We start from the raw sequence: 26,434 nt of genomic DNA on the forward strand, positions 1-26,434 counted from the left end.
CCAACCACCAAGTAAAGGACACACCAATGTGTGGAATAGCCGCGCTGCAGCTGCGCAACCCTTCGCTGCACCCCCAGATGGGGAGCCTCCTGTCATCCATGCTGTGCCAGATTGTGGACCGCGGGCCGGACTCTGCCGGGCTGGCCGTCTACGACACCCCGGGCCTGGTCTCCGAAGGAACCGCCACGCTCAGCCTGCTCGGCAAGGACCAGGGCCTGCCCGTCACCGACATCACGGCAGCGCTGGCTGCCCTCCTCCCGTCGGCCGCAGCAGCCGTGAAGGTGGTGGGTGACACCACGCTCGTGAGTGCCGCCGTCGGGACCGGGCTGCTCGTCAAGGCCGTCAGCGAGACGCTCCCGCAAGCCACCATCATTGGCCGCGGCGAACACGTGGCCGTCATGAAGAGCGTCGGCCACCCCATGGAGATCGCCGCCGAGCACGGGCTGGAAGCGATGTCCGGCAGCCAGGGTCTCTCGCACACCCGCATGGCCACCGAATCCGCCGTCACCGCCGGAGGATCCCACCCCTTCTCCGTGGCGGATGACCTGTGCCTGGTGCACAACGGCTCCTTCTCCAACCACGCCACCATCCGGCGAAACCTGGTGCGTGACGGCGTCGTCTTCGACTCCGACAACGACACCGAAGTGGGCGCGCGCTACATCGCCTCCCGCCTGCAGCAGGGCGACGACCTCGAAACGGCGCTCACCAACCTCGGCAAGGTCTTCGACGGCTTCTACACCCTGGTGGTCACCACCGCCGACAGCATGGCCGTGGTCCGGGACCCGATCGCCTGCAAGCCCGCCATCATCGCCGAAACAGACGACTACGTGGCCATGGCCTCCGAATACCGCGCCCTGGCAGCCCTGCCCGGCATCGAAACAGCCCGCATCTTTGAACCGGAACCCGGAAAGGTCTACACATGGTCACTCTGACAGCCCCCGAAACCGCCCACACCTCGACAGCCACAGCAGGCACCGCAAGCGCCGGCGCCACCTTGATTGACGGCGCCACCCTGATCGACCTGGCCGGAAGCTCCGTCCGCGACCTCAACCAGGCCCTGCACCAGGCCACCGACGGCCAGGCCTGGACCGTCAAAACCCCGGGCGGGAAACACAGCCTCGCGGTCGGGATCGACGCCGACATCGACGTGACCATTGACGGCCATGCCGGCTACTACGCCGCCGGCATGCACCAAAAAGGCGAGGTGACCATCAACGGGAACGCCGGCGTCGGGCTCGCCGAAAACATCATGTCCGGAAAAGTGCACGTCACCGGGGACGCCTCCCAGTCGGCGGCGGCCACCGGCCACGGCGGTCTCGTGGTGATCGACGGCAACGCCGGAGCGCGCTGCGGCATCTCCATGAAGGGCGTGGACATCGTGGTCGGCGGGAACATCGGCCACATGTCAGCCTTCATGGCCCAGGCCGGCCGGCTGGTGGTCTGCGGCCATGCCGGGGAAGCCCTCGGTGACTCCATCTACGAGGCCCGGATCTACGTCAGGGGAACCGTTGCATCGCTGGGGGCGGACTGCATCGAAAAGCCCATGACCGCCGAACACCTCGACGAGCTCGCCGGCCTGCTCGCCGCAGCCGGCCGCACCGAGGACCCGGCGGATTTCCGGCGCTACGGATCGGCCCGGAACCTCTACCACTTCAGCGTCCACAACTCGACGTCGTACTAAGGACACTCCATGACCATCACCTCACTGCCCCAGGACACGGTTTCCCCCGCCCACCTCACCCCTGCACAGCACACCGAAGAGCTGGGCCTGCGCGAATCGGCAACCTTCGACCGCGCCACCATCGCGGACATCCAGCGGGCCGCCGCCACCGGCGTCTACGACATCCGCGGCTGGGGGGCCAAGCGGAAGGTCCCGCACTTCGATGACCTGCTGTTCCTGGGGGCGTCCATGTCCCGCTACCCGCTCGAGGGCTACCGCGAAAAGTGCGACACCGACGTCATCCTCGGCGACCGCCACGCAAGCCGGCCGCTGCACCTGCAGACCCCCGTGACCATCGCCGGCATGAGCTTCGGCGCCCTGTCAGCCAACGCCAAGGAGGCCCTGGGCCGCGGCGCCAGCGAAGTGGGCACCTCCACCACCACCGGCGACGGCGGCATGACTCCCGAGGAGCGCGGCCAGTCCAAGCACCTCGTCTACCAATACCTCCCGTCCCGCTACGGGATGAACCCGGACGACCTCCGCAAGGCCGATGCGATCGAGATCGTGCTCGGCCAGGGCGCCAAGCCCGGCGGCGGCGGCATGCTGCTGGGACAGAAAATCACCGAACGCGTCGCCGGAATGCGCACCCTGCCCGTCGGTATCGACCAGCGCTCCGCCAGCCGCCACCCGGACTGGACCGGCCCCGACGACCTCGAAATCAAGATCGGCGAACTGCGCGAAATCACCGACTGGAAAACCCCCATCTACGTCAAGATCGGCGCCTCCCGCCCCTACTACGACACCGCCCTGGCCGTGAAGGCCGGAGCCGACGTCGTCGTCGTCGACGGAATGCAAGGCGGCACCGCCGCCACGCAGCAGGTCTTCATCGAAAACGTCGGCATCCCCACCCTGGCCGCCATCCCGCAAGCCGTCCAGGCCCTCCAGGAACTCGGCCTGCACCGGAAGGTCCAGCTCATCGTCTCCGGCGGCATCCGCACCGGCGCCGACGTCGCCAAGGCCATGGCCCTGGGCGCCGACGCCGTCGCGATCGGCACCGCGGCGCTGATCGCCCTAGGCGACAACGATCCCCGCTACGCCGCCGAATACGCCGCGCTCGGCTCCGCCGCGGGCTTCTACGACGACTTCCAGGACGGCCGCGACCCCGCCGGCATCACCACCCAGGACCCCGAACTGTCCTCCCGGCTCGACCCGATCGCGGGCGGACGCCGCCTGGCCAACTATCTCCGCGTCCTGACCATGGAAGCCCAGACCATCGCCCGCGCCTGCGGCAAGTCCCACCTGCACAACCTCGAACCCGAAGACCTCGTGGCCCTCACCATCGAAGCATCCGCCATGGCCCGCGTGCCGCTGGCCGGCACGAGCTGGATCCCGGGAGCCAAGTGATGACCGAATCATCTGAATATGTCGTGGTCGGCGCAGGCCTGGCCGGCGCCGCCACGGCCTGGCAGCTGGCCTCACGCGGCCACGACGTCACGATCCTGGAACGCACCGTCCCGGCCAGCCACGACGGGAGCTCGCACGGCTCGGCCCGGATCTTCCGCTACGCCTACCCGGACGAGTTCTACACCCGGGCAGTCATCGAGTCCAAGGCCCTGTGGGACGACCTCGACCGGGCCAGCGGCCAGGCGCTGATCAGTCCCTTCGGCGCCGTGGACTACGGGCCCGATCGGCAGCCCGAGGTTCTCGCCCGGGTCCTCGCGGACGCCGGAGTGGAGCACGAACTCCTCAGCGCCGCCGACGCCAGGTCCCGCTGGCCCCAGTTCTCCTTCGACACCCCCGTCCTCTGGCACCCCGGTGCCGGAGTGATCGACGCCGAGAGTGCGGTCCACGCGATGGCCGGCCAGGCGGTGCGGCACGGCGCCCGGCTCCTGACAGGCTGGGACGTCACCAGCGTGACAAAGACCAGCGGCGGTTACCGGCTGGCCTCTGCCGGGGGGAAGGAAATCACTGCCGGCAACGTGATCATCAGCGCCGGCGGCTGGCTGCCGCAGCTGCTGGGCCGGCTCCCGGTGCCGGCCGGGTTCCTGGCCGGCCTGCCGGAGATCACGGTCCGGCAGGAACAGGCCTACCATTTCCGCTACCGCGAGTTCTCCGGCAGTGTGGCCGCCTGGCCGACCTTCATCCACAAGAGCGCCGACATTCAGACCTACGGGCTTCCGGGCGGCCGGGACGCGGGCTTCGCCGGGCAAAAGGTGGCGGAGTACAACGGCGGAAAGTTCATTCCGTCAGCTGCCAGGCAGACCGGAATTGTGGACCCCGCCAACCGCGGCCGGGTGGTGGACTACGTGAAAAAGTACCTCCCCGGACTCGACCCCGAGCCGTACGCGGAAGCCACGTGCCTGTTCACGAACACCCCGAACGAGGATTTCCTCATCGACCGGGCAGAGGGAATCACGGTTCTCTCCCCGTGTTCGGGACACGGCGCCAAGTTCGCGCCGCTGATCGGACAGTGGGCGGCCGACCTCGCCACCGGCACCGGCGGCGTGCCCCCACGCTTCCGCCCGGCCACCGCCCGGATCGGCGCCACTTAGCCGGTCAGCGCCAAATAACCGGTCAGCGCCCGCTGAACCGCTTCGCTCCGCCTACCCGTGAAAATCCCTCGAGCAACAGAACGGACCATCCCGTGACCACTTCGGCGACACCAACGGCAACCGCCACCGTATCCGGCCTCCTGCGGGACATCTCCGGCATCGGCCGGGACAAAACGCGCGGCGGCTACTCGCGGCCGGTCTTCTCAACGGCGGAAACCGATCTCCGTCACTGGTTCGCCGAGCAGGCTGCCCGGCGCGGGCTGGACGTCGGCACCGACCGGAACGGCATTCTTTGGGCGTGGTGGGACACGGCAACCGGCGCCCGCCGGGACGCGGTCGTGACGGGCAGCCATCTGGATTCCGTTCCGGGCGGGGGCGAGTTCGACGGGCCTCTGGGCGTAGCGTCGGCACTGATCGCCGTCGATATCCTCAAGAGCCGGGGCCTGCGCCCGCGCAGGCCGTTGGCCATCGCGGTGTTCCCGGAAGAGGAAGGCTCCCGCTTCGGTGTCGCGTGCCTGGGTTCGCGGCTGCTGACGGGAGCCATCGACGCCGACAAAGCCCGCAACCTGAAGGACCCGGACGGGAACACCTACGCCGACGTCGCCGCCGCCGGCGGACAGGACCCGCGGTTCATCGGAGCCGACCGCAAGACCCTGCAGCAGCTGGGCGTATTTGTCGAACTCCATGTCGAACAGGGAAGGGGGCTGGTGGATCTTCACCAGCCGGTTGCGATCGGGTCCTCCATCCTGGGGCACGGGCGGTGGAAACTCTCCGTGAACGGTCAAGGCAACCATGCCGGAACCACCCTGATGGGGGACCGTAAGGATCCCATGATCGCCGCCGCGAAGATCATGATCGGCATTCGGGACACAGCCAAGAACTATCGTGACGCCCGGGCCACGGTGGGCCGGCTCCAGCCGGTGCCGGGAGGCACCAACGTGATCGCCTCCCGGGTGGACCTGTGGATCGATCTGCGGCACCCGCGGGACGAGATCACCGCCGCCCTGGCGGAGTCCATCCACCTCAACGCCCAGGTGATCGCCGCCGAAGAAGGGTGCACAGTCAGCTTCGGCACGGAATCGCTGAGCCCCACCGTTCACTTCGACACCGGGCTGCGCAACCAGCTGCAGACGCTGCTACCCGGCGCACCGGTGCTGGACACCGGTGCCGGTCACGACGCCGGTGTTCTCACCGGACATATCCCCACCGCCATGCTGTTCGTGCGGAACCCCACCGGCATATCCCACTCGCCGGACGAGCTCGTCGAGGACGACGACGCCGAGAAAGGCGCCGCTGCGTTGGCCGATGCCTTGGCGGGCCTGCTGGGCACAGCGCAGGTGATCGGATAGGGCCCTGGCCCCCGCCTATGATGGCTCCATGACCAACAACGCCAACCCCTTCACCGCCCAGCCCTCAGAAACCGGGGCCGGGGAAACAGGGGCCGGGCCGGCGTCGGGCACGGAAGAAGGGCCGGGCAAGCTCGAACGCATCATCGCCGGGCAGGTCCGCCGCTACCGGACCGCGAACGGTCTGTCCTCTGCGGAGCTGGCCGCACGGACCGGCTTGTCCAAGGCGATGATCTCGAAGATTGAAACAGCCAGCACCTCCTGCTCGCTGACTACCTTGCAGCGGCTGGCAGACGGACTGAAAATCCCGGTCACGGCGCTGTTCCGCGGGGCGGACACCGACCGGGACGCCACGTTCACTAAGAACGGCCAGGGCAGCCTGACCATACGCAGCGGGACCCAGCACGGCCACGAGTACCGGGTGCTTGGCACGCTGAAGGGCCGGACCGATGCCATCGAGCCAACGCTCGTCACTCTGACGAACGCCTCGGACGTGTTTCCTTTGTTCCAGCACCCGGGCACGGAATTCATCTACATGCTCACCGGCAAGATGGTCTATGGCCACGGCGCCTACGAATACGCCATGGAGGCCGGTGACTCGCTCCTGCTTGACGGCGAAGGACCCCACGGTCCGCTCGAGCTGCTGGATCTGCCCATCCAGTTCCTGGCCATATCGGCACGATAGAGCCGCCGGGTTACCTTCTTGGAGCATCTCCGCTCGCACAGTTCCTCAGGAAGCAGGAGGTTCGCTCTGGCCGCGCCCAGGGCATAGCGCACTGCAGGCTGGAACCGTCCCAGTCATCCAGGAACCGGCGTCCAGCCTGCAGCGCAGGGAGCCATCGTCGTGGCTCAGTCACCAGTTGAGGTCAGCGTGCCGCTGTGGCGGTCTGCTCCTGGAAGGCCGGCACGACGTGCTCGATGAAAAGTTCGAGCGAACGCTTTTTCTCTTCATGGGTCAGGCTGTTGTCGGCCCAGATGCTGAATTCGGTGACGCCGAGTGCCTCGTAGTGGCGGAGCCGCTCGATCACTTCGTCAGGCGTCCCGATCATTGCCGTGTGGTGGAGGGCCTCAGGTGTGAACTCCGGGCGGTCGGCGAACTTCTCCGCAGGGCTGGGCTCGAGGAAGCCGTTCTTCGGAGTGGTCTTGTTTCCGAACCAGGCATCGAACGTCCGGTAGAACTTCTGGATGCCCTCGGCCGGACGTCGCCATCCGTCGGGCTCGTCTGCGGCGTGGACGTGCGTGTGGCGGAGCACCATCAGGTCCGGGCGGGGGACACCGGGGTTGTTCTCCACAGCGGTGTCGAACTTGTGCGCAAGGTCTTCGACTTCCTCGTCGCCCTTCATCAGCGGCGTCACCATCACATTGCAGCCGTTGGCAACGGCGAACTCGTGCGAGGAGATGTCGCGGGCGGCGATCCACATGGGCGGGGTCGGCTTCTGCAGAGGCTTGGGCACGCTGGTCGAGGTCGGGAACTGCCAGACCTCGCCGTCGTGGGCATAGTCGCCTTCCCAGAGCGCGCGCACGGCCGGGACGAGCTCGCGCAGGTGTTTGCCGCCATCAACTGCAGACATGCCGCCCATGAGGCGGTCGAACTCGAACTGGTAAGCACCACGTGCCAGTCCCACCTCCATGCGGCCGTTGCTGATGACGTCCAGGAGCGCCGTCTCCCCGGCTACGCGCAGCGGGTTCCAGAAGGGCGCGATGATCGTTCCGGCACCCAGACGGATGCGCGACGTGCGCGCGGCCAAGTATGCAAGCTGGGGCATGGGGCTGGGAGAGATGGTGTACTCCATCGAGTGGTGCTCACCAATCCAGACGGTACTGAACCCTCCGGCCTCCGCGATCAGGGCGAGCTCCGTCAGGTTCTCGAAGCATTCGCGGTGTGAGACGGTCTCGTCCCAGCGCTCCATATGAGCGAAGAGGGAAAAGCGCATTAGTGACTCCTTCGTTCGGCGGCGGTGTTTGCCGACGCCTCGTTGATGGGTGCTGCTTCCAAGGCTGCTGTGTTGCGTTCGGCGATGGTTTGGTTGCCGCGGGACCAGTGTTCATGTTCGATTTCACGGATAATTACGGTGGTGTTTTCGGGTGCCGCGCCCACTGAGCGTTCGGCGGCCAGGTGAAGCTCGCTGATGAGCGAGCGGAGCTGCTCCGGGGTCCGGCCCCGGGCGATGGAGACTTCGATAAGGGGCAATGTGTTCAGCTCCTCATCACGAAGGGGTCGGCAAGGGGCGACTCGTCCGTGTTGATCCAGACACTCTTGACCCTGGTGTATTCACGGATGCTCTCGATGCCGTGTTCGACTCCGACGCCGCTGGTTTTGAAGCCTTCCCGGGGTGATTGGGGCGACATGGTGCGGTAGGTGTTGACCCAGACGGTGCCGGCCTCCAGACGGCTGGCCATGCGGTGGGCCCGGGAGAGGTTGGTGGTCCAGATTCCGGCGGCCAGACCGTAGGTGGTGTCGTTCGCCAGGCGGAGCACCTCCTCCTCCGTTTCAAACGGCATGACCGCGGCGACAGGCCCGAAAATCTCCTCCCTGACCACGCGCATTGAATTGTCCACATCGGTCAGGACGGTGGGCTCGAAGAAGTAGCCATCGAGGCCGGTGTTTGGACGCCCGCCGCCGGTCAGGACGGTCGCACCTTCGGAGACGCCGAGATCGACGTAGCTGGCGACCTTGTCCCGCTGGTCCTGGAAGGCCAGCGGTCCGAGTTCGGTGGCGTCAAGGAGCGGGTCTCCGATGACGATGCTCCTGGCGCGGGTGGCGACCCGTTCGAGCAGTTCGTCGTACACGGATTTGTGCGCGAACACGCGGCTGCCTGCGATGCAGGTCTGGCCGGCCGCGGCGAAGATGCCGGCCACCACACCCATGGATGCATTGGCTATGTCGGCGTCGGCGAAGACGATGTTCGGGGATTTTCCGCCCAGTTCCAGCGTTGAGCCGATGAAGCGGGATGCGGTTGAGGAGGCAATGCGGGCGCCGGTGGCGGTGCTGCCGGTAAAGGAGATTTTGGCCAAGCGGCGGTCATCGACGAGTGCGGCCCCAGCTTCTGCGCCGAAGCCGGTGACGACATTGATGACACCGGGCGGGAATCCGGCCTCGGCGGCCAGAGCGGCCAAGCGCAGAACGGTGGCAGAGGTGTATTCGGACGGTTTGATCACAATGGTGTTGCCCGTCGCGAGGGCGGGGGCCAGCTTGCTGGTGGTCAGCGTCAGCGGCGAGTTCCATGGCGTGATGGCTCCCACGACCCCGAGGGGTTCCCGGAGTGTGTAGTTCAGCATGGCCCGGCTGGACCCCGGGATGGTGTCGCCCTGGATCTTGTCGGCAAGCCCGGCGTAGTAGTAGTAATACTCAGGCATCGCCGTCAGCTGGGCGCGCATTTCCCGAAGAAGCTTGCCGTTGTCTTCGGATTCCATGCGGGCGAGTTCGTCCGCGTGCTCGCCCACGAGATCGCCCAGGCGCCGGAGAAGGTGCCCGCGCTTTGTCTGGCTGAGGTCCCGCCATGCGGGGTTTTCGAAGGCGGCCGCCGCGGATGACACTGCCCGCTCGACGTCGGCTTCGTTACCGCGTGCGGCCCGGTAGAGAACGTCCAGGGTGGCCGGGTTGGTGCTTTCGAAGTACTCCCCGGATGACGGGGGAACCCAGTCCCCGTTGATGAAGTGCTCGTAGCGGCGATCAGTCGACATGTGAATGCTCCTTGAAGAAAGCAGTGAGGGTGTTGGCGAGCTCTTGGGGACGCTCCACCGGCATCATGTGGCGGGCCCCGCTGATGACGGAGTACGTGCAGCCGGGGACGGCCGCGGCCAGCCGGGCACTCATTTCCGGGGTCGACCCCGGGTCCAGTTCACCGGTCACGGCATGGGAGGGGACGGTGATCCGGGGGAGTTCCGGTGCTATTTCCGCATCTGCGGTTGCGAAGACGCGATAGCAGGCCAGGAAGGATCGGGGATCGTTACGAAGCAGGACTTCCCTCGTCGACTCGACCAGTTCCGCCGGAACGGGGGAGCCTTCCGGGTACCACCTGAGGATGGAGGCCTCCACCGTCGCGGGAAAGTCCGATTGCGCTGAGGCGAGGCGCATCATCACCGCAGCGTGCTCCTGCTCCGTACGGTCGCACACCGATGCGACGGAGACCAGGGAGGCAACCAGGTCGGGCCGGAACCGGGCCAGATGCTGCGCGACGAGGGCACCGAGTGAGAACCCCACCACGTGGGTGCCCGGCTCGAGGCGCTCCGCGACGTCCGCCGCGAGCCCGGCCAGGGTCACGTCTTCGGGCGCAGCCTCCCGGGTCCCGTGCCCAAGGAGTTCGAGGACCTGAATGTCGTATTCCGGTTCGAGGAATTCGCGCAGGGGCCCCCACATCGACCCGTCGAGGCCGACGCCGTGGATCAGTGCTATGCGGGCGCGGCTCACGACGACGGTCACCTACTTCGTTTCGGTGGCGAACGCCGCGAGGCGCTGCTGCGGGCGACCCTGAGCCGCGGCGGCGAGGGCGATCACGATCTCGTCGGCGTGCGGTGCGTCATTGATCCGGACCTCGATGCTCTGGTGATGGGAGCGGATGGTCGCGTCGGTGATGTGCTTGAGCGGAATATCAAACACAACACCCGCCGGCCCGCGCTTTTCCACGGCCGGCAAAAGTGTGGTGGCATTCGCGGCGTCACGGAAATGGTTTCCGAAGGCAAGGGTGTGGATCAGGCCGGAACCATGCTCGATTTCACCGTTCAGGCCCACGATGGCAGCTTTGCCGTACGCTTCGGCGGGGGCGCCGAGGGCTTCGAGCACGCGGGGGGCGAGTAGCGCGCCGATGTCTGAGGCGTTGCCGTCGATTCCGGTGGAGAGATCCTCGACGAACCCCTTTCCGGCCCAGGGGTTTTTGATAATGGCCGCGACGACGGCGACGCGAGCGTTCGGCGTGACGTCCCGGCCGCCCTCGATGAGGATGTCTTCGGTCAGGGTAACGATTTTGCGGATGCTCATGAAATTAGTTCTCCTAGGGTGTCTGCTTTGACGACGGGGTCGGTGAGTCGGTCCCCGATGCGCGAGTGCGGGCGGGGTCCGGTTGATGCGCCTACTACGACGACGATTTCTCCGGGCCGGGGTGCGTCGCTGATCCGCGCGGTGATGGTCTGGTAGTGCGTGCGGGTGGCGGCAGCGTTCTTGTGCCAGAGGGGCACGACGAGTGAGGCGCCGGCGTCGGCCCGGTCATCGGCGAAGCAGATGATCGATTCGCCGTCGAAATACTCCCGCACGAGGTTGCCGAAGAACGGTGTGTGGATGAGGGCCGCGCCGTGTTCAATCTCTCCGTCGGTGCCGACAATCGCCGCTTTACCGAAGGCCTGGATTGCGTCCACGCCCCCGAGTTCCTTCGTGAGCACCTCGGTGAGCCTGCGTGCCAGCACGGGGGCTAGCTGAACGACTTCCTCGTTCAGGTCATCGGTGGGCTTTCCGCCCAGCCAGGGGTTGGAGACCACGGCCGCTGCCGTGGCACGGACTGCGGGAACTGAGGGGGACAGGCCGTTCTCCAGCAGGATCTCCTCGCTGTAAAAGACGATCTTGCGGATGCCCGAGCCCTGGTCACCCATTAGTTGGCCCCTTAATTGGCCCCGCGTGAAAAATGGAGAAGCGCATGGCTTCCTTTCGTGGTTGGTTCAGTTCCGGAGCGACTGCGCCGGTTCGGTGAGGGCCTCTCGGGACGAGGCATGGACGTGGTTCCTCATGGCGGTTTCGGCGCCGAAGGGGTCTTTGTTTTCGATCATTTCGAGGACGGCGCGGTGCTCGCGGGTGGAGGCTGCGATCCTGCCCGGGTGCTCAATAGTGCGCAGGACCAGCCGGTGGTAGGCGAGTTGGTTCATGAGTCGCTCATAGTGCTCGGCAAGTTTGAGATTGTCCGAGCCCCGGACGATGGTCCAGTGAAACTCGTGTACCAGCCGGGCATAGGCCTCGCTGTCGTTCGTGAGGACGGCGGCCTCGGAGTCTTCGAGGTTCAGACGAAGGGCAGACAGCTCGGGCGTTTCGCCGCGGCGGGCGAGCAGCGATGCGGCGAGCCCCTCGAGGGACTCCTTTAGCTGGAACAGTTCGATGATCTCCCTGTGGGTCGGCTCGCGGACGAAGGTTCCCACCTTCGGCCGGATCTCCACCAGTCCCTCATTCTGAAGCTGCTTGAGTGCTTCCCTTACCGGAGTCCGGCTGACTTCGAATTCCTGGGCGAGGAAAGCCTCCGGCAGCACTGCGCCGGGAGGAAAATCACCTCCCAACACGAGCCCCCGGATTTTTTCGAGGAGGCCCTTCCGCTCGTCTGCTTCAACACTGAGCATCATTTCTTCTTGCATGCATGACAGCTTATGTTGCATGCAAGAAGAGAGTCAAGAGCCGGAGGGTGCCATTGGCAATGACCCAGAATCGCCGCTATTTAAGGGTTTTACAAGGTTTCTGTTGACGCGATCATGTGACCTGCCTTACGGTCATTGGTATGCAACAGACACTTGAACCGCTGATCACGTCAGCCTGGCTCGCGGCTTGGGACAGGGGCGACTTAGATGCCCTCGACGGTCTCGTGGCGGCTGACTACACGCGCACCAGTAAGGCGACAGGCGCAACCGTCGACATCACTGGTCTCAAAACCGAGATCGCCGCAGTGAGGGAAGCTTTCCCGGACTTGCGCACGACCATCGATGACATCGTAGAGAGTGCGGAAACGGTGGCCGTCTTCTGGACGTCCACGGGCACCCACACCCACGAATACCTCGGTGTCCCGGCAACGGGGCTTACCGTTCAGACCAGGGGCTCGAACATCCTGATCCTCAAAGACGGGAAGATCACGAAGGAAACCGTGACGTGGGACGGCGGCGAGCTGCTGGCCGGCCTCGGGATTCGCCCGCTGCGCGGAATAGCCGCACAAGAGGTTGGAGAGGGCAACGACTTCCCGGAGCTCGACGCGGACTTGATGAAAGCGTTCAACCGCCAGTTCATCACCGGCGTCACCGTGGTCACCACCAAGGAAGGCGAAACCCCCAAAGGACTGGCCGCGAATTCCTACTGCTCAGTCTCCGTCGAGCCACCACTCGTGCTCGTCTGTGTCCAGAAGACCTCCAGCACCTATCCGGCGCTGTTCTCCTCGAGCCACCTCGGCATCAACATCCTGGGCACGGGACAGAAGGATACAGTCCGGGTCTTCGCTTCCAAGGCCCCGGACAAGTTTGCGGAGCTCGACTGGCACGAGGGCCCGAAAGGTAGCCCGCTCCTGGACGGCTCGGCCGCATCCCTCGAGGCTGAAATTCAGGAACGATTCCAAGCAAAGACCCATACCGTCTTTATCTGCCGGGTCCGGCACGCCGAGATCGACAACACGGCACCCATGGTCTACAAAGCCGGGCATTTCTATGACGGCGCAGACCTCACCGAACTCTAAGTTCCGGCGCGGCTGACCACCCTCGGACAGGAAACCAGCCGCGCCGACCCAATCTGCTCGCAAGCAGCGCACCAGGGTGCGCATCCAACTTTAGGACAAAAATGAGCGAAGACACCATGCGCGCTGCCGAAAACAGTGTCGCCGAAGACCGCGGCTACCGCAACAGCCTCACCAAAATCGAGCCTTACGGCATTGAACACATCCCCGACGTGGAACGCCACGGCAAGCCCCGCTCGCAGTTCTTCCTCTGGTTCGCGGCAGGCATGAACTTCCCCATCGTCGTCCTCGGCTTCAGCGCCGCCTACTTCGGCCTGCCCTTCTGGGCCGCCGCCCTGGCGATTGTCCTCGCCGGCGTGACCTCCTCGGCAGGAATGGGATACCTGTCGGCCATGGGCGTCCGGCTGGGCGTCCCGCAGCAGATGCAGGGCCGAGGACCTCTCGGATTCATCGGCAACCTGTTCCCGGTCGCCTATGTGAATGTCTTCGCCGGCATTGGCTGGGCCGCCGTGACCGTCATTCTCGGCGGACAGGCCATCTCGCTGTTGACCGGCATTCCGTTCTGGCTCTCGTCGCTTATTCTCATGGGCATCCAGCTCGGCGTAGCGGTCATCGGATACAACCTGATCCACTTCCTCCAGCGCATCCTGTCCTTCGTTCTGGTGATCGGCTTCGCCTTCATCACCATCGTTGCCGCTGCCAACGGACGCATCGTCAACGTTGTCAATGAATCCGCCCCGGGCTTTGACGGCATTGGCGGATGGATCATCTTCTTTGGATGGTTCTTCTCCTTCATCGTCGCCTGGATGCCATTCGCATCCGATTACTCCCGCTACCTCCCCAACACGCCCGGCAACAGGCGCGGTGCCAGCCAGGCCACCATGCTCGGAAACTTCATCACCCTGGTCTGGATGGGAATCCTTGGGACCCTCCTCGGATCCACCACCACCGCGTCCGACAGCATCGGCGCCCTTAAAGAGGTCATGGGACCCTGGGCCGCCGTCGGACTGGGCGTCGTCGCATTGTCTTCCTTCACCCAAAACTTTCTGAACGTCTACGGCGGCGCGATATCCATCCAGACCATGGGAGTGCCCGTCAAACGCCACACCGCCGTCGTGGTCATCTGTGTCGCCTCCTACCTCGTCGCTTTGTTCGGCCAGGAAGGGTTCAACGCAGGTTTCACCGCGTTCCTCAACCTGACCGCCTACTGCATTGCCCCGTACGTAGCGGTCCTCGTGTGCGACTACCTTTTCGGAGGACGCCGCACTGAACGAGGTCTCCGCGAACTCTTCGACAAGAGCAGGAAGTTCGAGTGGGGCTTCGTGGCCTGGGCCGCGGGCGTCGTCCTCTCATCGCCGTTCTGGATGTCCTCGATCTACACCGGTCCGATCGCAGCGGCGTTCCCCCAGATCGGAGACCTCTCCTACTATGTCGGGGCCGCCGTCGCGGTGGGTGTCTACTTCGCCACCCACCGGCGCCAGCGCCTCTCGGGACACGAAATGCTCGACCGCAGCAGCGCCGGACAGACCCTCTAAAGCCCGGTGGCTCCCCGCGGACGCGGGGAGCCACCGGTCCAGGCACCGCCCCGGACTGCCGGGGGCCATGCGGTACAACCCCACCTGCCCCACAACGATCGAGCCGGACGAGGAGCACCATGAGTAGCGCAACGCTGTTACGGGCAAGCGGACAGGCACATTCACCCGCACAAACCCAACCCCGTGCGGTAGTGGCTGTGGTCGTCCAGAGACACGGACGAATAGCCCTCTTCAGGCGAAGCCAGTCCGTCGGACATGACCGCGGGCGCTGGCATTGCATCACCGGCTACCTCGAGCCTGGAACCTCTCCGGAAGGGCAAGCCATCACGGAACTTCGTGAGGAAACAGGGCTTACCCAGAACGACCTAACCGATTTCCGGCAGGGCGAACCGCTCCTGCTAACAGACCACAGGGGCAGCCCATGGCTGGTGCACACCTTCACAGCGGCTACCTCGCGACGCAAATTGACCATCAATGACGAACATGACGATTTCCGCTGGGCGGCGCCGTCGAAGGTCCGGCGGTTCAGCAATCGGGTGGCATGGCTGGATCAGGTCCTCGAGGCGGCCGGTGCGCGGCACAATCACGGAGCAAGATTATGACGGTCATTCAAGGCATCGTCGAACACGGGGACGAACGAGGCAGGACACTCGGGTTCCCTACCGCCAACATCCAGCTCTCCGACGACCAGATCGAGGACGGGGTATGGGCCGCCGTGATCCGGACCGACTCCGGAAAGTCCAGCGTCGCGGCAGTTTCCGTCGGACGACGGCGGACCTTTTACGCCCAGGAGGGAAACAGGCTGCTCGAAGCCCATCTCCTGGACTTCAACGACGACCTCTACGGACAGAAACTGACTGTCGCCCTGGCCGTCAAGCTGCGGGACCAACAAGCGTTCCCAAGTATTGACGCCCTGGCCGCGCAACTGCGCCGCGACGTCGCAGCAACGCGGAACTGGGCGCAAAAGCACTATCCCTGGCTCGTCCCGCCAGAAACGCACCACGAGGGCGGCGCCGCGTTGTGGCCTGAGCAACTGCCCCGGACGTTGGCTGCCGCACAATGATCAATCCATGAAGCCTTTGGAAGGAGCCCTAAGTGGCTGAAGGAAACACCACGACCACCGAGATCGTGACCACCGAGCATGAAGCACAGCTCCTCGCCTCCGTCCCCACCGGCCTCCTCATCAACGGGCAATGGCGTGACGCGTCCGACGGCGGCACGTTCGATGTCCACGATCCCGCCACCGGGGAGGTCCTCGCCACCCTCGCCTCCGCCACCAGCGCGGACGCCGTCGCCGCCCTCGACGCCGCCGACAAGGTCCAGGCCTCCTGGGCCCGGACCGCGCCCCGGGAACGGGCCGAAATTCTGCGCCGCGCCTTTGACCTGGTCACCGAGCGCGCCGAGGACTTCGCCCTGCTGATGACCCTGGAAATGGGCAAGCCACTGGCCGAAGCCCGTGGCGAAGTCGCCTACGGTGCCGAATTCCTGCGCTGGTTCTCCGAAGAAACGGTCCGCGACTACGGCCGCTACCTCACCACCCCCGAAGGCAAGAACAAGATCCTGGTCCAGCACAAACCGGTAGGACCCTGCCTGCTCATCACCCCCTGGAACTTCCCGCTCGCCATGGCCACCCGCAAGGTCGCGCCCGCCGTCGCCGCGGGCTGCACCATGGTGCTCAAGCCCGCCAAGCTCACGCCGCTGACCTCACAACTGTTCGCCCAGACCATGCTCGACGCCGGCCTGCCCGCCGGGGTCCTGAATGTCGTGGCCTCCGCCAGTGCCGCCGGGATCTCCGGGCCGCTGCTGGCCGATCCGCGGCTGCGCAAGGTCTCCTTCACCGGCTCCACGCCGGTGGGCAAACGCCTGATGGCCGACGCCGCACAGAATGTCCTGCGCACCTCCATGGAGCTCGGCGGCAACGCCCCGTTCATCGTGTTCGAGGACGCGGACCTGGACAAGGCAGTGGAAGGCGCGATGGCCGCCAAGATGCGGAACATGGGCGAGGCCTGCACTGCTGCCAACCGCTTCCTGGTCCAGGCATCCGTGGCACAGGAATTCACCCGGAAATTCGCCGCCGCCATGAGCGCCCTGACCACCGGCCGCGGAACCGAACCGACCACCCAGGTGGGCCCGCTCATCGACGCCGGCGCCCGCGACGACGTGCACGCGCTGGTGAGTGCCGCCGTCGATGCCGGGGCAACCGCCGTCACCGGCGGCGCGCCGGAAGAGGGTGCCGGGTACTTCTACCCGCCCACCGTGCTCGCCAACGTGCCGAACGACGCCGAGATCCTGCGCCAGGAAATCTTCGGACCCGTAGCCCCCGTGACCACCTTCGCCACCGAAGAGGACGCCATCCGGCTCGCCAACGCCAGCGAATACGGACTCGCCTCCTACCTCTACAGCCGCGACTTCAACCGGCTCCTACGGGTTGCTGAGCAGATCGAATTCGGCATGGTCGGGTTCAACGCCGGTGTCATCTCCAACGCTGCCGCCCCCTTCGGCGGCGTCAAGCAGTCCGGCCTGGGCCGCGAAGGCGGCACGGAAGGCATCGCCGAATACACCACCACCCAATACATCGGCATCGCAGACCCATACGCCGGCCGGGAAGACCAGAAATCATGACGGGCAGGGCAAAGCGTCACCTCGTCGTGATTGACATGCAACGCGCCTTCCGCCAAACGGGGGAATGGCACATTCCTCGGTACGACGAGGCCGCCCGAACCATCGCGCGCCTGGCAGCCTCCGGACTGGAGCCCATCATCACACGCTTTATCCCCGACCCCGCGGAAAACGGCTCGTGGTCCTCTTACTATGACCGCTGGCACAGCATGCGCCTGGATCCCGATGATCCGATCTGGGATATAGAGCTTCCAGGCATCGAGGCCACAGGCTCCGTAGACCTCCCGACGTTCTCTAAATGGGGTCAAGAGTTGGCAGAACGGATTCCCGTCGGGGAGGAGATCATCCTCACCGGTGTGGCAACCGACTGTTGCATCCTCGCTACCGCCCTGGGTGCCGCGGATGCAGGTCGGTACGTGACGGTGGTCGGAGACGCGTGCGCCGGCCAGAGCGACGCTGCGCATGACCAGGCGCTAAGCCTTCTGGAGCTACTGTCCCCAATGATCAACGTCGTCAATAGCGACACCGTCCCTAGGTGACCGCCTCCCTGCGAATCGGCGGCAACGCGCGACGGCCCGCCACGGCGGACGCCGCTGACTCCCCGTCTTCACTCTCGGCAGGCGGCTTGGGCAATCCGGCCGCGGGCATGGAAGCGCCCCAATGCCATTGGGGGTTGCATCGGGGCGCCTGTGGAAATCGTAGGGCCAGCTCAAATGTCAGTCAACTGTGCGTCCTGGAAGCAGGATCCGGAGCACACCCATGCGGCCCGCATCGTTGATGGTCCGGCAGCGGGCCGCTACAGGCACAATGGCTCTTTTGGGACCGGGCGAACGCGGGTATAAATAGTGGTGCCACGGCGGACGGGTCGTCCGCGACTGGTGTTGAAGCCGGGGCAGGCGGTCCAGGGCAGGACGTTTGAACTTCCCTGGGCCGCCGCGGCGCGGCCCTTAAGGGGAACCTTCGGCGGCGGCAGATTCTGCGGCACATTGGGCCGGCAGATTGGGCGGCGCGGCGGTGTCCCCTCGGACGTATGCTGTTTTCATCGGTTCAGCAGTGAGCTGCGTGCTTTGATCTCGAGCGTGGAACATGACCCAAGGAACGGCAACAGACAGCAGGCAGGATCCTCACGCCCCTTTCTGGGAAACGCACTTCAACAACCCGGACATCGGCGCCTACCTCAGCGAGGTCGTGAGCGGGCTCGTTGACGACATCGGCGGTCCGGGCCGGGGGATCAGCTGGGCGATCACCTTTCTCCGGTCCGGGGAGACCCTCACCCTGACCGCGGGAAGCGCACCGGCGCGCGCCGCGGATGAGGCACAGCGGTCCTTCGATGACGGGCCGGCCCGCACGGCGGTGCGCAACGGGGAGTTTGTGTCTGTGGGGGACACCTCCCTGGAACGCCGCTGGCCCGGCTATGCCAGCGCCGCCGCGGCCGAGGGAGTAGGGTCGCTCCTCTCCTTCCCGCTGGTCCCTCCACAAGTTTTCCGTGCCGCCGTGAACCTGTATGCACCGTGGCCGCATGTCTTCACCAGCGCGGACATCACGGCGGCGGCGCGTCTGGCCCGTGAGGTCTCCCGGACGCTGGGTCTGGTCCAACAGCTGGCGCTCCGGTCCGGGGCGAGTGCCGAGCTGTCCTCGGCGCAGCTTTCCCGGGTGCTGGCGGGGCTGGCGTTGCGGACCCTGGTGAGGGACTTCGGGTTCAGTGAAGAGGGGGCGCTTGACTACCTTCGGAGCGCCGCGAGCGGCGGTGCCCGGGAAGCAGCCGAGGGCGCGGTCCGAGTCCTCGTGCCCGATTCCGGTCAAAGCCCGGGAGGGTCCCCTCCCAGCCCTCAAATCCCGGCACCCCACGCCGGGGACGCACCCCCCGCCCGTCGACGGCGTCGGAGAGCAGAGACCCCGGCTTAGGCCAACGCCGGGTCACCCGGGCTGCCGGAACGCGTCAGGCGGCGACACCGGGGTCATCGCCGCGGGCCCGGTCCGGGCGGAGGGTCTTCAGGGCCCCGGCCCAGGCGATCACCTGGCCGAACAGGATCTGCAGGCTCTTCTCCGCGGCCGCTGTGGGAAGGAAGGTGCGGTAGTTCTCGAACTCAGTGGCAAAGGGCAGCGCGACCTGGGCCCGGACATCCGCCATCTGCAGCTCTCCGGCCACCGCCCGCAGGTGTTCGACGGCGCGGATGCCGCCGCTGCTTCCGTAGCTGACGAACCCTGCCGCCTTGTTGTTCCACTCTTTGTACAGGTAGTCCAGGGCGTTCTTCAGCGCCCCGGGGATGGAGTGGTTGTACTCGCCGGTGACGAAGATGTAGCCGTCAAACCCGTCGACAGCCTCGGACCACGCCTTGGTATGCGCGTGGCTGTATCGGCCGAAGGAGGGCGGCAGCGGCTCGTCGAGCAGCGGGAGGCGGAAGTCTGCGATGTCGAGGACATCAAAGGTGGCATCGCCGCGTTCTGATGCCCGGGACTTCACCCAGCCGGCGACTGCCGTTCCGAGGCGCCCGGGCCGGGTGCTTCCAAGCACTATAGCGATGCGAATCATCGCGGGCTCCTTTCCGGAGGTAGTTCTCAGCCCACTTATCTACAACAACCCGGACGGCACGAAACTTCCGCAGCAGCCGCCGTCCGGCACGGGTCTTTGGTCCCTGCCCGGGCCGCGTCCGCGGGCGTCTACTGGACGTATCAGCCCGTCTCGGGCACCCAAGCGCAACCAACAGGAAGATCTGTCATGTCTGAATTGCACAAGTGGTCACCGTTCCATTCCAGCCGCTGGCCGGACAGATCCCGCACGAGTCCGGTTGATTTGTTCCGCAGGTCACCGTCGGACTTGTGGGACGCCATGGACCGGATGTTCCAGGAGGAAAACCAGCCGATGCCGATCCGCGTCGAGGAGTTCCTCGACGGCAACACGCTGGTTATCCGGGCCGAGGCGCCGGGCCTGGATCCGGACAAGGACATCGACGTCTCGGTGGTTGACGGGGCCCTCCAGATCCGCGCCGAACGCAAGGAAGAAAAAGAGGAGAAGGGCAAGGACAGCTACCGGTCCGAGTTCCGCTACGGCTCGTTCCTGCGCACCCTGCCGCTGCCGCAGGATGTGAAGGAGGAAGACATCAAAGCCACCTACAAGGACGGCGTCCTCGAAGTCCGCACGCCTGTGCCGGCGCAGGCGCTGGCAGAGCCCAAGACGACCAAGCTCCCCATCACCCGCGAATAGCCACGCTAGTCCGCCCGCCAGTCAGCCCTGGGGTGTCCCTCGCGGGGCTGATCGGGGCCGCCTTCAGCGTCCCAGCAGCTCCGCCACGTAGCGAAGCTGGCTGACCCAGTGATGTTCCTGCCCGCCCTCGTGGTTGTTGAAGCGGTAGACCTCAATGGCCTTCGCCGGGACAGCCTCCGGCGCGGCCCTCCTTGTGCCATAGGCGTTGAAGGCCGCAAAGACCGTCGATGGCGGGCATACATCGTCCATGAGCGCTGCCGAGAAGAGTGCCGGCGCCGCGGCGCGGCCGCCCAGATGCACGCCGTCGAAGTAGTTCAGGACAGCAAGCGCCGGCTCGTAGAGGTTCCGGTGCCTGGCCAGGAAGCTCGCAATTTCGGGGTAAGGGCCTCGCGGGGCAATGTCGATGGCGCGGGGGAAATCCTGCAGGAACGGCACGTCGGCCATGGTGCACAAGATTCCGTCCAAGCGCCCGGCCGCCAGCCCGGCGGCGGCAATGGCCAAACCTCCACCCTGGCTCAGGCCTGCGAGCAGCACTTTGGACGCATCCACCGCGGGATGAGACTGCGCGGCCTCAATGGCCCGGAAGGCGTCAACGAAGACGCGGCGGTAGTAGTAGTCGTCCCGGGATGCGATTCCGCGGGTCATGAGCCCGGCGTAGGCAACCTCCCCGGCCGAGGCATGCGGATCCGGTGTTTCGCCCACAATGCCGCCGTAGCCCTGGCCTCGGTTGTCCATGATGAACTGCGCATACCCGGCCTGCGCCCACTTCGTGTCCTGCTGAACCAGGCCCCGCCCGCCGGAATAGCCGATGTACTGCACTACCACCGGCAGCGCGCGGCCCGCCTCCCGGTGTGCCGGCAAATGCAGCCAGCCCTTGATCCGCGCACCTTCGAAGCCCGCAAATGAGACGTCAAAACTGTCGATGACGCTCAGATGGTTTTCCACCGGCACGTAAACGGCGTCAAGCGGCAAATCCCGGGCTTCGGCAATGGTCCGGTCCCAGAAGTCGTCGAAGTCGTCGGGTTCGACGGCGGCAGAGGTGTACGTGCGCAACTGCTCCAGTGGCAGGTCAAAGAGGGGCATGAGGTCTCCAGCATGAGGGGCGAACAATCCGATGGTGATCCTACGTCCGATCTCTAGATTTTCCCATGGTGGATATGTGAGTCACTGCACACTATGGTTGTAGGACGTTCTATATCGAATGTCGGATGCCTTGCGGTCCTGTTCGGTGAACGCCGATAAGTCCCCTACCACTAAGAGGTCAGATGTGAAGCCACGCACGAAAGCCCGCATTGCCCGACTGGGATCATGTGCCCTCGCCGGCGTCCTTGGAGTTGGCCTGATCGCCGGAGCCGGTCTCCCGGCAAGCGCCGTTCCCATCGCACCAAACACGCCGAGCGCCGGTCCGGGCGCATTTTCCGAATCGAACATCGCCGCGGACCGCACACCGAGCAATTTCTTCTATCGAATCCCGGCGCTGACTTACCTGGGCGGCGGAGTCGTTCTGGCTGCCTGGGACGGGCGGCCGGGGAGTTCCGCCGATGCGCCCAACCCGAATTCAATCGTTCAGCGACGGAGCACGGACGGCGGCCAGACTTGGGGTCCGCTTCAAGTCATTGCCGCGGGGCATGTCGGCGATGCGACGGGCCCAAAGTTCGGCTACAGCGACCCATCGTTCGTTTACGACGCGGAAGCCGAAAAGGTGTTCGCTTTTTTCGTCTATTCAAAGGACCAGGGCTTCGGCGGCAGCGTATTCGGCAATGATGACGCCGACCGCTCGGTGATCTCCTCTGCAGTTGTGGAGTCGGACGATGGCGGCCAGACCTGGAGTTCTCCACGGCTCATCACAAATGTGACGAAGCCCGGAACGAGCCGAAGCAACCCTCAGCCCGGGGATGTCCGGGCCAACTTCGCCGCCTCGGGGGAGGGGATTCAGCTCAGGTATGGGGCCTATAAGGGCCGCCTCATCCAGCAGTACTCCGGGCAGGTTCAGCAGGCCAACGGCACGCAGGCGTTCCAGGCCTATAGCGTCTTTTCGGATGATCACGGCGCCACCTGGCAGAAGGGCGCCCCCGTGGGTGCCGCGATGGACGAGAACAAGACGGTGGAGCTTTCGGACGGCCGGGTGATGCTCAACTCCCGCGACAGTGCCAACGGAGGATACCGAAAAGTCGCCATCTCCAACGACGGCGGAGCTACTTACGGCGCGGTCACCCCGGACACCGAACTTCCGGACCCTGCCAACAACGGGTCGATCGCCCGGATGTTCCCCGACGCCCCGGCAGGATCAGCTGACGCCAGGAAGCTGATCTTCACCAACGCCAATTCCAGGTCAGCCCGCGAAAACGTTTCCGCCAGGGTCTCGTGCGACGACGGTGCGACGTGGCCCGGTGTCCGCAGCATCCACGCGGGGTTCTCTGCCTATTCCACGGTCACCCGCATGGAGAGCGGACAGTTCGGCGTGCTGTACGAGGCCAACTACACCGACAACATTGCCTTCGCCAAGTTCAACGACGAGTGGCTCAACTACATCTGTGCGCCTGTCGGCGTCGATGCCCAGACCGTGACCCCCGGTGCGGGCAAAGCCGTCGAGGTGACGGTGACCAACCAGGAAAGCACGGTGCTCTCCGGCGGATCCGCGACAATCTTCACCCCCGAGGGATGGTCGGCAACCACGGTGCCTGTGCCCGACGTCGCCCCCGGCGCATCGGCGACGGTCAGCGTGAACCTGACCGCCCCTGCGGGGGCCGCCGGCGCGCAGAATCTCGACGCGGCATTCACCGCCGCTGACGGCAAGGTTGCACGGTCCACCTTCGTCGCGACGGCGCCACAGGCTCAGCAGCTTGGGCTGAACATCACCGGGACAGCCCCGGACCGCGATGTCAGCAGTTCGCCGTACAGCGCCGGCGACGTGCTGGCCTATTCATTCGCCATTAGAAACACCGGCACCGTGACCTCAAACGCCGTCCCCACCGGCGGCACCTTCGAAACGGGATACCTCCCGCCGGCCGCGCCAAACTGCCGGTATAACAATCTCCCCGCCGGCTCCAGCTACACCTGCACCACGGCCAGGCACACCCTGACGGCTGAAGAGATCTCGCGCGGCTACTTCGCGCCACAGGCGACCTTCACGGTGACAGCGTCCGGTACGCCGTCGTTGACCCAAGCGGTGGTGTTCAAAGGCTCCAACGTCGCCCTGCGGGACGGTCTGTCCGCTGTTGACATCACCGGACAGCGCGGCGATGCGGGCAGGGACCTTGCCGTGCAGCCCTACGCGGCAGGGGACCAGGTGCCGTACACCTTCACTGTTGCGAACACCGGCCCGCTCACCACAACCGTCACGCCGACCGCGGGGAACTTTTCGCCGCTGGTTCCTGAAGGAGCCGGCAACTGCCGGTGGCGCAGCCTTGCACCGGCCGGCAAATACAGCTGCAATACCCCGCGTCACATTGCGACCCAGGCCGAAGTGGACCAGGGCTTCTTCGTGCCCCTGACTTCGTGGACACTGACGGCATCCGGACAGAGCCCGAAAGCTGTCGAAGTAGACGGCGGGGAGGTGGACCTGGTGGCCAGGAATGCACGGCTTGAAGGTACGGCCACTGCCGCGTGGGACGACTCCAACCACGACGGCTACGCCACTCCGGGAGAGACGGTCACCTTCACCTACGCGCTGGGCAATGCCGGAAACGTGGGGCTGACCGGGCTGGATGCGCCGGAGATGGGTGTGGCCGAGCCGCTGTTCGCCGCCGGCGCCACCCTCGTGCGGACCCGGGAGCACATCCTGACCGCCGCCGAGGTCTCCGCCGGGGAAGTCGCCGCCGCGACCTTCACCGCAACAGCCACGAACGGGGCAAAGACTGTTGAGGTCAGGGTTACGAGGGCGTCCCTCGCCCTGCTCGCACAACCGCCCCGGCCAGAGACCATCCCGGAGCCCCAAACCCAGGATCTCGACGGCCTGACGGCCCCGACGGACCTAGGCACCGAAGCGAGGTACCGGACAGGGCAGAAAGTGACGCTCCGAAACCTCGAGCACGGCCAGTGGTATTTCGTCTACCTCAACAAGAGCCTCGATCGGCTCGGCTGGATGTTCCCCGGGGCGGACAACACGGTTGAATTCATTGTGCCGGACGAGCTGAAGAACGGCCGCGACGACGTCGTGGTCCTCGATTCACTCGGACGGCAGGTCACGTTCGACCGGCTCCAGGTAACGCCAAAGGGTCAGCAGCCCTAACGGGAAGCTTGCATCCCTCCTGCGCCCCGAACGGCGCAGGAGGGATGGCGGAGCCCGTCTGAACCGCGGGACCCGCCGCCCTGCGCCGTGTCGGACGATCCGCCGAGTCCGCCCGGCCGGAAATTATTTCGATGCAATATATCTCGACGCAAATGAGACATTGGACGTCCCATCTCCTGTAGGCTGGGACTAACAGTGGCCGACCCCGGCTGCGTCCGGAAGGAGAGTGTCGTGAGCATCGAATCCCGAGCAGTGTCGCCGGCCCGTTTCAGCGCTCAGCTCAGGTCCCACGCGCTGCAAACCCGCGTAATGGACCTCATCCTAGAACAGGGGCTGGATGTTGGAGACGCACTGCCCACCGAAAGCGAGCTCTCCGCAGTCCTGGGCGTCGGACGCAACACCGTGCGGGAGTCACTGAAGGTACTTCAGGCGCTGGGTGTGATCGAGATCCGCCACGGCTTTGGCATGTTTGTCGCCCCCAACAACTTCAGCGCACTGACCGACGGCCTGGCTTTCCGCGGGCGGTTGTCGCTTCGGCACCGGGGCGAGGAAGCGATGGAGCTCATCGACGTGCGGCAGGCGCTCGAATCAGGCCTGATCGGATCCGCCATCGAACTCATGACCGACCAGCACCTCAGCGAGCTCCGCGGCACCCTGGAACAGATGGAAGCAGCAGCGGACAGCGGGCAAGCCTTTGCCGAACTGGACGCCGAGTTCCACCGTGGACTCTATGCACCCCTGAACAACGAGCTGCTGATCGACCTCATGGATGTCTTCTGGAAGGTCTATCGGCAGATCCATCAGGCTCTGGGATCCGGTCCGGTCGACCTCCCGGAACTGGCCCGCGTCCACCGGGAAATCTACGAGGCCGTTGCCGACAAGGACAAGACGCTGGCCTCCGAACGTCTGCAGCGTCACTTCGACGGCATCCGCCAAAAACTCAAGGACGTCGCGGCCCGCTAGGCAGGCCATCGGCCGCCCGTGCCGGCGGGCTGCGACGCATCAAGAACCACAGAAAGCGCCTCTCGTGATGGAAATCTTTGTCGTGCCCGACGCCGAGGGAACCGGGGCAGTTGCCGCCGGCATCCTGGCAGCCGTGATTCGCAGCAGACCCGACGCCGTCCTCGGCCTGGCCACCGGAGGCTCACCCCTGCCGGTGTATGAGGCCCTGGCCGGCCACCGGCTGGACATGTCCGGTGTCCGCGGCTTCGCGCTGGATGAGTATGTCGGGCTGCCGGCCGGCCATCCCGAGGGCTATGCCGAGGTTGTGCGCCGTGAGGTGACAGAACGGCTGCACCTCGACCCCGCCAAAGTCTTTGTCCCCGATGGCGGTGCCGGGAATCCCGACGAGGCGGCGCGGGACTACGACCGTGCGATCGCTGCTGCCGGCGGGATTGACGTCCAAATTCTCGGGATCGGACACAACGGGCATCTGGCCTTCAACGAACCGGGATCCGCCCTGGACTCCCGGACCCGGGTGGAAGTGCTGACCGAACGCACACGCCATGCGAATGCCCGCTATTTCGACAGCCCCGAAGACGTCCCGGAGCGGTGCATCACCCAGGGCCTGGGGACAATTCTCGAAGCCCGGCAACTCCTGCTGGTGGTCAACGGGGCGGACAAGGCCGCGATCCTCCGCGAGGCCCTTACCGGTCCGGTTTCGCCGGAATGCCCGGCTTCGGTACTGCAGCTGCACCCGCACGTGACGGTGGTCGCGGACGAGGCTGCAGCAGTACGGCTCGCGGACGTCCCGGCAGGATCCGTCCGCGGGGCGGGAACAGTCAAGGTGCGCGCGGGAGCAGCCGTCGCCTAGGAAGGGTGCCGCCCTCCGGGGCGGCACCGGCCCTGGCACCCAACGACGCCAGAACAGGAACCCTGCC

Annotated in this window: 25 protein-coding genes; 16 read left to right on the forward strand and 9 right to left on the reverse strand. The window is 65.7% G+C overall.

The genetic code is table 11. The annotated features are described in order from the left end of the window. Nucleotides 1-26 precede the first annotated feature (26 nt). The 6 genes from LDO15_RS00545 to LDO15_RS00570 all read left to right on the forward strand — a co-directional run bounded on the left by LDO15_RS00545 (nt 27) and on the right by LDO15_RS00570 (nt 6,243). A complete protein-coding gene (locus LDO15_RS00545) occupies nt 27-932 on the forward strand; it encodes a glutamine amidotransferase (RefSeq protein WP_223982779.1) in 906 nt (301 codons plus the stop codon). After that, on the forward strand, nt 920-1,681 hold the full coding sequence (locus LDO15_RS00550) for a protein glxC (protein ID WP_223982781.1): 762 nt from the start codon (nt 920-922) through the stop codon (nt 1,679-1,681). Before LDO15_RS00545 ends, LDO15_RS00550 begins: the two co-directional genes overlap by 13 nt. A 9-nt stretch (nt 1,682-1,690) precedes the next feature. Continuing rightward, entirely contained in the window at nt 1,691-3,064 is a 1,374-nt protein-coding gene (locus LDO15_RS00555; RefSeq protein WP_223982783.1) for an FMN-binding glutamate synthase family protein, read from the forward strand. Next, nucleotides 3,064-4,212, forward strand: a complete 1,149-nt coding sequence (locus LDO15_RS00560; protein ID WP_223982785.1) for an FAD-dependent oxidoreductase — start codon at nt 3,064-3,066, stop codon at nt 4,210-4,212. The genes LDO15_RS00555 and LDO15_RS00560 overlap by 1 nt, the downstream gene beginning before the upstream one ends. A 92-nt stretch (nt 4,213-4,304) precedes the next feature. Beyond that, entirely contained in the window at nt 4,305-5,561 is a 1,257-nt protein-coding gene (locus tag LDO15_RS00565) for an allantoate amidohydrolase (protein ID WP_223982787.1), read from the forward strand. Between the two features lie 28 nt (nt 5,562-5,589). Next, nucleotides 5,590-6,243: an XRE family transcriptional regulator gene (locus tag LDO15_RS00570; protein WP_223982790.1), complete on the forward strand. Its 654-nt coding sequence runs from the start codon at nt 5,590-5,592 to the stop codon at nt 6,241-6,243. 181 nt (nt 6,244-6,424) lie between these two features. Here LDO15_RS00570 and LDO15_RS00575 read toward each other — a convergent pair whose 3' ends face one another. From LDO15_RS00575 to LDO15_RS00605, 7 genes are all read right to left on the reverse strand, one after another. Next, the gene (locus LDO15_RS00575; RefSeq protein WP_223982794.1) at nt 6,425-7,492 is read right to left on the reverse strand and encodes an LLM class flavin-dependent oxidoreductase; all 1,068 of its coding nucleotides are present in this window, start codon (nt 7,490-7,492) and stop codon (nt 6,425-6,427) included. After that, complete coding sequence (locus LDO15_RS00580; protein ID WP_223982797.1) at nt 7,492-7,749, reverse strand: tautomerase family protein; 258 nt, start codon at nt 7,747-7,749, stop codon at nt 7,492-7,494. The genes LDO15_RS00575 and LDO15_RS00580 overlap by 1 nt, the downstream gene beginning before the upstream one ends. Nucleotides 7,750-7,754: 5 nt before the next feature. Then, complete coding sequence (locus tag LDO15_RS00585) at nt 7,755-9,242, reverse strand: aldehyde dehydrogenase (RefSeq protein ID WP_223982800.1); 1,488 nt, start codon at nt 9,240-9,242, stop codon at nt 7,755-7,757. After that, nucleotides 9,232-9,969: an alpha/beta fold hydrolase gene (locus LDO15_RS00590; RefSeq protein WP_223982803.1), complete on the reverse strand. Its 738-nt coding sequence runs from the start codon at nt 9,967-9,969 to the stop codon at nt 9,232-9,234. The genes LDO15_RS00585 and LDO15_RS00590 overlap by 11 nt, the downstream gene beginning before the upstream one ends. Before the next feature lie 12 nt (nt 9,970-9,981). Next, on the reverse strand, nt 9,982-10,536 hold the full coding sequence (locus tag LDO15_RS00595) for an amino acid synthesis family protein (RefSeq protein ID WP_223982806.1): 555 nt from the start codon (nt 10,534-10,536) through the stop codon (nt 9,982-9,984). Then, on the reverse strand, nt 10,533-11,141 hold the full coding sequence (locus tag LDO15_RS00600) for an amino acid synthesis family protein (protein WP_223982809.1): 609 nt from the start codon (nt 11,139-11,141) through the stop codon (nt 10,533-10,535). Before LDO15_RS00600 ends, LDO15_RS00595 begins: the two co-directional genes overlap by 4 nt. A gap of 66 nt (nt 11,142-11,207) precedes the next feature. Then, nucleotides 11,208-11,888, reverse strand: coding sequence for a GntR family transcriptional regulator (locus tag LDO15_RS00605; protein ID WP_223982812.1), 681 nt, complete (start codon nt 11,886-11,888; stop codon nt 11,208-11,210). A gap of 140 nt (nt 11,889-12,028) precedes the next feature. Between LDO15_RS00605 and LDO15_RS00610 the strand changes: the two genes are divergently transcribed. From LDO15_RS00610 to LDO15_RS00640, 6 genes are all read left to right on the forward strand, one after another. Then, on the forward strand, nt 12,029-12,967 hold the full coding sequence (locus LDO15_RS00610; protein ID WP_223982815.1) for a flavin reductase: 939 nt from the start codon (nt 12,029-12,031) through the stop codon (nt 12,965-12,967). A 101-nt stretch (nt 12,968-13,068) separates the two neighbouring features. Beyond that, complete coding sequence (locus tag LDO15_RS00615) at nt 13,069-14,499, forward strand: cytosine permease (protein WP_223982818.1); 1,431 nt, start codon at nt 13,069-13,071, stop codon at nt 14,497-14,499. 598 nt (nt 14,500-15,097) lie between these two features. Next, entirely contained in the window at nt 15,098-15,562 is a 465-nt protein-coding gene (locus LDO15_RS00625) for a riboflavin kinase (protein WP_223982823.1), read from the forward strand. Between the two features lie 32 nt (nt 15,563-15,594). After that, nucleotides 15,595-17,121: an NAD-dependent succinate-semialdehyde dehydrogenase gene (locus LDO15_RS00630; RefSeq protein ID WP_223982826.1), complete on the forward strand. Its 1,527-nt coding sequence runs from the start codon at nt 15,595-15,597 to the stop codon at nt 17,119-17,121. A gap of 35 nt (nt 17,122-17,156) precedes the next feature. Then, complete coding sequence (locus tag LDO15_RS00635; protein ID WP_223987652.1) at nt 17,157-17,657, forward strand: isochorismatase family protein; 501 nt, start codon at nt 17,157-17,159, stop codon at nt 17,655-17,657. Between the two features lie 547 nt (nt 17,658-18,204). After that, nucleotides 18,205-19,023, forward strand: a complete 819-nt coding sequence (locus tag LDO15_RS00640; RefSeq protein ID WP_223982829.1) for a GAF domain-containing protein — start codon at nt 18,205-18,207, stop codon at nt 19,021-19,023. Between the two features lie 34 nt (nt 19,024-19,057). Here LDO15_RS00640 and LDO15_RS00645 read toward each other — a convergent pair whose 3' ends face one another. Next, a complete protein-coding gene (locus LDO15_RS00645; RefSeq protein ID WP_223982832.1) occupies nt 19,058-19,651 on the reverse strand; it encodes an NAD(P)H-dependent oxidoreductase in 594 nt (197 codons plus the stop codon). A 186-nt stretch (nt 19,652-19,837) separates the two neighbouring features. Here LDO15_RS00645 and LDO15_RS00650 point away from each other — a divergent pair, with 186 nt between their 5' ends. Further along, nucleotides 19,838-20,323 carry an Hsp20/alpha crystallin family protein gene (locus LDO15_RS00650; protein ID WP_223982835.1) on the forward strand — a complete coding sequence of 162 codons (486 nt, stop codon included), beginning with the start codon at nt 19,838-19,840 and terminating at the stop codon, nt 20,321-20,323. A 63-nt stretch (nt 20,324-20,386) separates the two neighbouring features. Here LDO15_RS00650 and LDO15_RS00655 read toward each other — a convergent pair whose 3' ends face one another. Then, nucleotides 20,387-21,406, reverse strand: coding sequence for an acetylxylan esterase (locus LDO15_RS00655; protein ID WP_223982838.1), 1,020 nt, complete (start codon nt 21,404-21,406; stop codon nt 20,387-20,389). A gap of 184 nt (nt 21,407-21,590) precedes the next feature. On the opposite strand from LDO15_RS00655, the gene LDO15_RS00660 reads away from it, so the two are divergent. From LDO15_RS00660 to LDO15_RS00670, 3 genes are all read left to right on the forward strand, one after another. Next, nucleotides 21,591-24,554 (forward strand): exo-alpha-sialidase, encoded by a 2,964-nt coding sequence (locus LDO15_RS00660; RefSeq protein WP_223982841.1) that lies wholly within the window; start codon nt 21,591-21,593, stop codon nt 24,552-24,554. Nucleotides 24,555-24,785: 231 nt separating this feature from the next. Continuing rightward, entirely contained in the window at nt 24,786-25,517 is a 732-nt protein-coding gene (locus LDO15_RS00665) for a FadR/GntR family transcriptional regulator (protein WP_223982844.1), read from the forward strand. Nucleotides 25,518-25,584: 67 nt separating this feature from the next. After that, nucleotides 25,585-26,367: a glucosamine-6-phosphate deaminase gene (locus tag LDO15_RS00670; RefSeq protein WP_223982847.1), complete on the forward strand. Its 783-nt coding sequence runs from the start codon at nt 25,585-25,587 to the stop codon at nt 26,365-26,367. The last annotated feature ends 67 nt before the right edge of the window (nt 26,368-26,434 follow it).

Origin of the sequence: Arthrobacter sp. NicSoilB8, from assembly GCF_019977355.1 — a bacterium.
Taxonomy (GTDB): Bacteria; Actinomycetota; Actinomycetes; order Actinomycetales; family Micrococcaceae; genus Arthrobacter.

What these genes read in the sequence shown, in the direction of transcription:
- LDO15_RS00545 (WP_223982779.1), top strand. Translation starts at nt 27, where the DNA reads ATGTGTGGAATAGCCGCGCTGCAGCTGCGCAACCCTTCGCTGCACCCC.
- LDO15_RS00550 (WP_223982781.1), top strand. Translation starts at nt 920, where the DNA reads ATGGTCACTCTGACAGCCCCCGAAACCGCCCACACCTCGACAGCCACA.
- LDO15_RS00555 (WP_223982783.1), top strand. Translation starts at nt 1,691, where the DNA reads ATGACCATCACCTCACTGCCCCAGGACACGGTTTCCCCCGCCCACCTC.
- LDO15_RS00560 (WP_223982785.1), top strand. Translation starts at nt 3,064, where the DNA reads ATGACCGAATCATCTGAATATGTCGTGGTCGGCGCAGGCCTGGCCGGC.
- LDO15_RS00570 (WP_223982790.1), top strand. Translation starts at nt 5,590, where the DNA reads ATGACCAACAACGCCAACCCCTTCACCGCCCAGCCCTCAGAAACCGGG.
- LDO15_RS00575 (WP_223982794.1), bottom strand. Translation starts at nt 7,492, where the DNA reads ATGCGCTTTTCCCTCTTCGCTCATATGGAGCGCTGGGACGAGACCGTC.
- LDO15_RS00585 (WP_223982800.1), bottom strand. Translation starts at nt 9,242, where the DNA reads ATGTCGACTGATCGCCGCTACGAGCACTTCATCAACGGGGACTGGGTT.
- LDO15_RS00595 (WP_223982806.1), bottom strand. Translation starts at nt 10,536, where the DNA reads ATGAGCATCCGCAAAATCGTTACCCTGACCGAAGACATCCTCATCGAG.
- LDO15_RS00600 (WP_223982809.1), bottom strand. Translation starts at nt 11,141, where the DNA reads ATGGGTGACCAGGGCTCGGGCATCCGCAAGATCGTCTTTTACAGCGAG.
- LDO15_RS00605 (WP_223982812.1), bottom strand. Translation starts at nt 11,888, where the DNA reads ATGCAAGAAGAAATGATGCTCAGTGTTGAAGCAGACGAGCGGAAGGGC.
- LDO15_RS00610 (WP_223982815.1), top strand. Translation starts at nt 12,029, where the DNA reads ATGCAACAGACACTTGAACCGCTGATCACGTCAGCCTGGCTCGCGGCT.
- LDO15_RS00615 (WP_223982818.1), top strand. Translation starts at nt 13,069, where the DNA reads ATGAGCGAAGACACCATGCGCGCTGCCGAAAACAGTGTCGCCGAAGAC.
- LDO15_RS00625 (WP_223982823.1), top strand. Translation starts at nt 15,098, where the DNA reads ATGACGGTCATTCAAGGCATCGTCGAACACGGGGACGAACGAGGCAGG.
- LDO15_RS00635 (WP_223987652.1), top strand. Translation starts at nt 17,157, where the DNA reads ATGCAACGCGCCTTCCGCCAAACGGGGGAATGGCACATTCCTCGGTAC.
- LDO15_RS00640 (WP_223982829.1), top strand. Translation starts at nt 18,205, where the DNA reads ATGACCCAAGGAACGGCAACAGACAGCAGGCAGGATCCTCACGCCCCT.
- LDO15_RS00645 (WP_223982832.1), bottom strand. Translation starts at nt 19,651, where the DNA reads ATGATTCGCATCGCTATAGTGCTTGGAAGCACCCGGCCCGGGCGCCTC.
- LDO15_RS00650 (WP_223982835.1), top strand. Translation starts at nt 19,838, where the DNA reads ATGTCTGAATTGCACAAGTGGTCACCGTTCCATTCCAGCCGCTGGCCG.
- LDO15_RS00655 (WP_223982838.1), bottom strand. Translation starts at nt 21,406, where the DNA reads ATGCCCCTCTTTGACCTGCCACTGGAGCAGTTGCGCACGTACACCTCT.
- LDO15_RS00670 (WP_223982847.1), top strand. Translation starts at nt 25,585, where the DNA reads ATGGAAATCTTTGTCGTGCCCGACGCCGAGGGAACCGGGGCAGTTGCC.